This window comes from Fluviicola sp. (assembly GCF_030151805.1).
Taxonomy (GTDB): domain Bacteria; phylum Bacteroidota; class Bacteroidia; order Flavobacteriales_D; family Crocinitomicaceae; genus Fluviicola.
In genome coordinates, this window is sequence record NZ_JASLCN010000139.1 from 1 (window position 1) to 7,636 (window position 7,636).

Consider the following 7,636-nt stretch of genomic DNA (forward strand, 5'->3'; position numbering starts at 1 on the left):
GCTCCTTTCACTCCGCCGTCATCATAGAAGTCGATAAAACGCAACTTGAAATAACGCCCGTTGATTGTTTTCACAACAAACGTACGGTTACTCTTCACACTATACGTTCCGGTATCGAAATCATATACTTTCCAGTCATATCCGATCACGTTGATACGGTTTTCAAAGTTCGCATCCAGGATATCGGAATACTTCAAATCAGCAAAAGGAATACTTACCTCCTGTACTTTTACTCCATAACGATTGGATAGAACTCCGACAACAGAATACGGAGTATGTGCATCAAAAACGTGGCAATAATTCGTAAACAACAAATCCCAGGTGCCTTTATCCGGTTCAATATCTTTGACAGAACCACTTCCGGTCATAGATAAGTAAGTAAATCCGGCAGTTGTCGATTTCGGAACTGTATAGGTCTGGATCGAAGTGCTGTTCAGATCTGCAAACTGAATTTCATATTCAGTGGCGTTAACAGAGAGAATTTTCAATTTTTTCTTCCCCATATTAAGTCCTTCAAGGCTTGTTCCCAAATCAATGGCATACACTTTACCCAAACTTTGCCAGTCACCGATTGCAGTGGAATCCAGGTTTCCGGTATGATAATCCCAGGTATATGTCAATCCGGCATCGCTTGTAAGCGCAGTAATATCGGTTTCCGAAGAAATTGCAGCCCCCATCACACGGGATTCATTCAACAAGACATGAAAACCATTTTCTCCGGCTTCAAAAGCCAGATCCCAAACCTCGCGGTTGTTCTGACGAATAATCGTATTTGTTTCCAGGTCGTAATAAATCTGGTTTGCATAATCTGACCCGATCACAACCTGGGAGGTTGTTGCGTCTGAAACCGGTTTTTGAACCGGAATTTCTTTCTTGAAACATGCGCTTACAATCGGAAGTAAGGCGATCAAAATCCACTTTCTCATTGCTTCGATTTAATCAGGTATGTAACAGTGATGTAAAAACTTCTTCCCCATGCAATCGGCGCACTTCCAGAGCTGGAAGCATGCGCCCCGCCCGTTGATCCGCTTCCTGCCCGGATATTCGTTACGTTCAACAGATTTTTGCCTCCTACTGAAACGCCCAGTGTTTTCTTTAAAAACCATTGCTGCACCTGGGCATCCAGCAAGCTGTAATCCGAGATGAATTGCTGTGTAATCGTAGCATCATCATTCACCAGGTATGCGACCACTTTTCCGGTGTATTTGTAGAATGCACTGAACTTCGTGGTTCCGTTTTTCAACTGGTAGGAAACGTTTGAAACCAATTCCGGTGAGTATGCAAAGCGACTGTTCGAATAATTGGAAGCCGTACCGATGTAGTTAAATCCGACGTTTACATTCCATTGCTTCTGTCCTGCTTTCACCAAAGATTGAATTCCTTTCGCATAGAACTGATCAATATTGAAGTAGCTATAAGTAGCTCCGTTAGGTGATTGAGACAAACTGATGCGGTTGTGAATATCCTGGTAATAGGCAGAAAGCTCAAACCCTAAATTCCACTTCTTCTGATCCCAATTGAAGTTGTACCACCCCTGAACGTGATTGGCAATTTCAGGTTTCAAATCCGGATTTCCATAAATTTTGTGGTTGATATCCACAAATTCCATATACAATTCCTTAATGGATGGAGAACGGAATCCGGAAGCAATACTTCCGCGAAGAATGTGTTTCTTCTTCCCTATTTTCAGATTCAAAGCCGGCATAAATGCTTCTTTGTACAAAGTATTGTACGTGAATCGCAATCCCGGTTTGATATTCAACCAGTTCCACGGAGCCCAGTTAAAGGTCCCGAAAACAGCGTAATCACCGATTTCTTTCTTGCGGTTTTCAATCCGGTTTCCGTATCCTTGTTCGTAATTGATATCGTAACCGACTTCGTAATTGAACTTCTTATCGGAATTGTTACGCGTCAGGGTTACGCGATTGAAGTACAACACAAATCGGGAAGTATCCTGTTCGGTATTTGCCAAAAGCTTGCGATCCAATGTCGTCAGATCTGTCAGATACGAGTTCTTTGTTCGTTTGTAATTGGAGTAATTCAGCTGCACATCCAATTTCATGTTTGATTTCAACCAACCGATCAGTTCCAATCCTCCGTTCTGGCGATTTGTGATGTACTCATCATCAAAAGCGGAAATTTGAAAAGGTGCCCGCGGATATCCTCTGTTGACAATCTTTTCGCGGAACAAATCCAAAGATGGAATCAATTCCAGTTTTTTGAACCGGTAGGAATATTTCAAGCCGCCCAAATACTGTTCTTTCATTTTCCATTGCTGGAACCGGCCTGAATCTGCCAATTCCTTTTTCGGGAATTCAATCCATTTGTCTCCCGGTGTCCATCCGTCAAAGAAATTTCGCGCTCCGTAAGCAGAGATCGAATGATTCTTGATGCGGGAAGTAACTCCCAGATTCAGGTTGTAATTTCCAACCGTTTCATAATAGGTTCCCAAATTTATATCGTACCCTTTATTCTTAGGTTTCTTTGTAATCAAATTAATGGTACCAGCCATGGCATTGCTACCATAGTTAGTACTTAATGGTCCTTCAACAATCTCCACCCGTTCGATGTTTGAGAGATTGATCTGGCTCAAATCAATGTTTCCGTTCTGACGACCGATAATCGGCACACCGTCAATTAATATTTTAACTCCTTCTCCGCTGATCCCCAGCATCGACATTCCGCTTCCCAGAATCTGGTCCTGGCTGATACGGATATTCATTTCATTCTGAAGTAAATCGCGTAAATTCACTGCTCCCTTCGCTTCGATTGTCGCGCGGTCAATAACCTTTACTTTGTTGGTAGCCCCTGTCAGGGATCCTGCTCCAAGTTGTCCGGTAACTACAACCTCTTCAATGTCTTTTGCATTCGTTTTTAACTTGATGCTGTGACTTTTTCCTTTTGAGATGGTGTCAATTTCCTGGTGAAATCCATTCGTATTGACCTTCACAATCACTTGCTGCCCGGTCGAATAAAAGGATGCCGGAACAACCAGTATTCCCAAATCATTCGACTGAACATAACTCGTTTTTTTCGCGGCGATATCTTGCAGGGCAATTTGTGCAAAAGGCACAGCAACACCAGCTTCGTCGCTGATATAAAGCGTATCCTGAGCAGAAACAATTCCGCTCAGAATACTCATTATAAGAAGCAAATATGCTTTTTGTATCATGATGATATTACAATTGTTCTACCAATTTTCTCCAGGATTCCAATTCAGGAATTCCAGGTTTGCGTGCTCCGAAAAGCGTACAGATTAATTCTTTTTTCTCGTTGAACAACTCCAAAGAAGTCACAATTCCATCTTCTGTCGGTTTGCGAACAATCCATGATTGCGCAATTCCGTCTTCTTTTGCATGGAGGTTGAACATCGGATCCAATACATTGATCCATGGTCCGTGCTCCACGATGTTTTTCACTTCTCCGGTATGAATTTGAATCATTCCCGCATTTCCAACAAACACCATGATTGAAACCTGCTCTTTAGCAGCCAGTTCCAATGCTCTTCTCAATGCTTTGTTATCGATTTGCTTCGCATATGTTTCATCCGGTGCTAAACGCAAAGCCTGAGTACGTGTCAGTTTGTGACTCTTCAACAATCCGAAAAATTCATGGGTATCTTTCAGGTTGATCCATGATTCCCGGAATGCTTTCACGTCGATTTCGCTATCCGGCAATTCCTGGCCTTCCAATGGAAGCAAAGCTCCGATTTCCAATTCTGAAGACTGGTTTTCGTCTTTGTATTTTGCAACCAATGCATCATACGCCTCTTTGTTGCTTTTCGACTCCAGATAAACTTTGTGCGTAGCAACTCCGTCAGATGTAAAAAATTGCAGGCTGTGACGTGGTTTATCCTCGCCTTCAGTTACTGCAAAAGCAGATGCCCATGCACTTGGGAAAATACGTAAATCGATGTCTTTTCCTACAAACAATGATGCATGCGGCGTGGTGCTGAAGTTTTCGTAAATCCCTTTACGTTCGTGCACTACCTCATCATTTCGCGTTAAAGCCATTACATAACCTAACGACTCAATTTCTCCCAGAATTGCTACGAATTCAGGACGTAAACGAACAGCAGTTGTTCCAACCCCCAAAGCAACTAATTCTGCTTCGGAAGCATTCAAACGCTTCGCATATTCTCTGATTCTCAATTTTGGTTCGCTCTCTTTTAATTGTGCGAAAGCTTCTTTTAGGGACAAAGTTGTTTCCATGTTTGTTATTTAATTCATTTTGTTATCCAACAGGTTCGATGAATAAGAGACATGTCTGTAAAATATCTCTCCATCTAATGACCGGATTTGTTCCAGGTCAATCTGGTATGTATTACTCAGGACTTCCGGACTCATCACTTCATCCACTGTTCCATCCATAATCACCTTTCCTCTCTGCATCAATAACACGCGGTCGGCGTATTGATAGCACAAATTGATGTCGTGCATCACGACAATCACGGTTCCCCGCTTATCATCTACAAATTTGCGGGCATGTTTCAATAATTCAATCTGGTAGCGAACATCCAGATTATTCAAAGGTTCATCCAAAAACAGGTATTTGATCGGCTGGATTTCTCCTTCGTTCTCCAGTTGCAGCAAAACCCGCCCGAATTGAACGCGTTGTTTTTCTCCTCCCGACAAGAAGTTGAATTCACTGTCCAAAAGAGATTCCAAATTCAATTCTTCTACGATTTTATCCGTAATCTGCTTATTGAAGTGTTTTTTTGATTCAGGATAGCGGTAACGCGCCATTTCCAATACTTCTCGAACCGTAAAGTTGGAAGCGATCATGCTTTCCTGGTGCATATATGCTCTGTATTTGGACAAGGCGTCCAGGGTCCAGTTTTTTAAATCTTTTCCGTAATATGAAATACTTCCCGTGCTCAGATTGGATCCGTTGGAAAGCATTTTTACAAGCGTACTTTTCCCGGCTCCGTTGGGACCGAGAATGACAATAAATTCTTCTTTGTCTGTTGTGAAATCAACTGATTGAAGAATCTGTCTTCCTTTCACCGTAAACGATATGTTCTTTGCTTCAATCACACTGAAAACTTACGCTTGTGTTTAAAAATAATTGCAATAAATATCGGAGTTCCCATCAACGCTGTGATGATTCCGATTGGTACTTCTGTCGGAGGTAAAATCGTTCGTGAGATCATATCGGCACAAGAAAGAAGAATTGCTCCGAAAAAAGCACTAAAAGGTAGTAATAATCGGTGATTGGGGCCGGATAACGTGCGAATGATGTGGGGCACAACCAGTCCTACAAAACCAATGACACCCGACATAGAAACGGAAGCTCCGACCATGCAAGTTGCACAAACGATGACCGTTACCTTGATCGTTTTCACTTTGTATCCCATGTATTGCGCATTGCTTTCACCCAAAGAAAGCACATTCAGACTTTTCGCCTGCGTGAAAATCACCGCCATGGGAACCAGTGTGAAAATCACTAATAAAATCAGGGAATCGTTGTTTGCCGAACCCAAACTTCCCAGTGTCCAGAATGTCAGATCACGTAATTGATCATCTGTTGCCAAAAAGCTCATTAATCCTGTCAATGAAGCAGTTAATGCATTCAATGCTATCCCTGCAAGAATGAGTGTTAACGAATTCACTTCACCATTGCTCAATGATAGGCGGTAAACGATGAAAGCAATAAAAGATGCTCCCAGGAAGGCCACCAAAGAAAGGGAAAGTCCCTCGTTGAAAATAATCAACCAAGGGACTAAACCATTGAACAAAATGAATAAGGATGCAAACAAGGAAGCCCCTGTTGAAATTCCGATCAAAGCGGAATCAACCAAAGGGTTTCTGAATATTCCCTGCAATGCTGCACCTGAGACAGCTAATCCTGCACCAATAAGACAGGAATAAACCGCTCTTGGAAACCGGATGTTGTAAACAACATGGTATTCGATCTCCGTTATTTTTAAATCAGTATCGAAACCAATTTTTTCGAGCAAACTGCCGAAGACATGAGAAATTGGAACATGAACATTCCCGACTGATAGATTGACAACAAAGCAAACTAACACTAAAATCAGCAATGAAAGAGCTATTATTCCCTGTCTTGACATGTATCTTTTTTTCTTCAATCGTTCAAACTCACACTAGTTATTCATTTGAACTTTTGAACTATTGAACTTTTTTTAACTCTTTATTCAATTCAATTACTGCTTCAGCCACGCGCGGACCAAATCCACTCAATAACTGACCATCCATTTGAATCAACGCTTTATTTTTTCCTGCATTTGTTACAGCCACTCCCGGAACATTGAAAATTCCGTCAGGCCCCAAACTTTGTGCTCCGGATGTAAACATCAGGATCACGTCAGGATTTGCTGCAATAACAGATTCACTGGTCAAAGGTTTGAAATCGGTAAATCCTTTTCCTGCGTTTTCACCACCTGCCAAAACAATCATTTTTTCAAGCGGAGTTTGCTCACCTGCAACCATCAGGGTTCCTGCGCCTCGTGCATAAACAAACAATACTTTCGGTTTTTTAGCCAATTTCGAAACACTTTTGATATCCGAATCAATCTTAGCAGTCAATTCTTTTGCAGCGTCAGCTTTTCCCAACCATGTTGCAACTTCGTTTACCAATGCTTTTGATTCTTCTACACTGTTCGGGTGTTTGAAAGTCACCAATTCGATTTTCGCCTGCTTCAATTTTGATTTCAAATCAGGAGAAACTTCGTCTTCCAATAGCACAACATGCGTCGGATTCAATGCCAGCAAACTTTCAACCGCCAACTTACGAACGTGTCCCAGGTTCGTCAATTTCTCCGCTGCTGCAGGATAAGTGCTGGTTACATCAACGCCAATGAGTTCCTTTTGGGAACCCACTGCGTAAATGATTTCTGTAACCGATCCGTTCAAAGAAACAATGCGTTTCTCTATTACTTCTTCTTTTTTCTCTTCGGATTTTGCACCTGAATTACACGAAGCAATTGCAAATGCAAGACCTAGAAATAGAAATCCAATTTTTTTCATCTTTGATTTTTTCAATTCATTAGTGTTGAACTACCAAACGCTGTGTTGAAGTTGCAGCGCCATTAGATACCTGCACCAAATATACTCCATTTGTGAAGTTTTCAGTAGCGATTGTCGTTGTTGTCAACCCGTTTGAAGCAGCTGTTTCGAAAACAACTTGTCCAGTCATACTTACCACTTTCACCGTTGTGTTTGCTTTAGAATCCACAACAACTGTAGCTACATTTGCAGCAGGGTTAGGGTAAACTGATACGAATACATCTTTCTCCAATTCGTTTACAGAAAGTGTTGTCAGGTTTTGCTTGGAGAATACGTTCATATTACTTGTACTTCCTGATGTAAATTTCGTAAACACCAATTTCCAGATGTTGTTGTCTTTTGTTTTCACGAAGTAAACCGTACTATCCTCAACTACTGCAGGTTGAACTTGAGCATTTTTCCAGTTGTACCCGATTACATTTGCAGCATCGCTGAATGTTTGAGCCTGGTAGTTGACAAAGTTCGGAACGTCTCCTACTGCTGTAACTTTTACTGCTTCAATTCCAACGTTATTCAAAACACCAAAAGAAAGGTACTGCATATTCGGAGCAATTGTAGCGTCGTATTGCAGGAATTCGAAATCCCAGCTTGCAGTAGCAGGTTCTCTG

General features: G+C 41.7%; 7 protein-coding genes. All 7 read right to left on the reverse strand.

Features of this window, described 5'->3' with window-relative positions; translation table 11 throughout:
• On the reverse strand, window positions 1–926 hold a 926-nt coding region (locus Q1V93_RS05325; protein WP_300662482.1), incomplete at its 3' end, for an HmuY family protein.
• On the reverse strand, window positions 923–3,172 hold the full coding sequence (locus tag Q1V93_RS05330) for a TonB-dependent receptor plug domain-containing protein (RefSeq protein ID WP_300662484.1): 2,250 nt from the start codon (window positions 3,170–3,172) through the stop codon (window positions 923–925). The genes Q1V93_RS05330 and Q1V93_RS05325, both read right to left, overlap by 4 nt.
• 7 nt (window positions 3,173–3,179) lie before the next feature.
• Window positions 3,180–4,211, reverse strand: a complete 1,032-nt coding sequence (locus Q1V93_RS05335; protein WP_300662486.1) for a ChuX/HutX family heme-like substrate-binding protein — start codon at window positions 4,209–4,211, stop codon at window positions 3,180–3,182.
• Window positions 4,212–4,220: 9 nt separating this feature from the next.
• Window positions 4,221–5,036 (reverse strand): ATP-binding cassette domain-containing protein, encoded by an 816-nt coding sequence (locus Q1V93_RS05340; RefSeq protein ID WP_300662488.1) that lies wholly within the window; start codon window positions 5,034–5,036, stop codon window positions 4,221–4,223.
• On the reverse strand, window positions 5,033–6,073 hold the full coding sequence (locus tag Q1V93_RS05345) for an iron ABC transporter permease (RefSeq protein ID WP_300662491.1): 1,041 nt from the start codon (window positions 6,071–6,073) through the stop codon (window positions 5,033–5,035). The genes Q1V93_RS05340 and Q1V93_RS05345 overlap by 4 nt, the downstream gene beginning before the upstream one ends.
• A gap of 58 nt (window positions 6,074–6,131) precedes the next feature.
• Window positions 6,132–6,989 (reverse strand): ABC transporter substrate-binding protein, encoded by an 858-nt coding sequence (locus Q1V93_RS05350; RefSeq protein ID WP_300662493.1) that lies wholly within the window; start codon window positions 6,987–6,989, stop codon window positions 6,132–6,134.
• A 19-nt stretch (window positions 6,990–7,008) separates the two neighbouring features.
• A partial coding sequence (locus tag Q1V93_RS05355; RefSeq protein ID WP_300662495.1) for a T9SS type A sorting domain-containing protein occupies window positions 7,009–7,636 on the reverse strand: 628 nt, incomplete at its 5' end.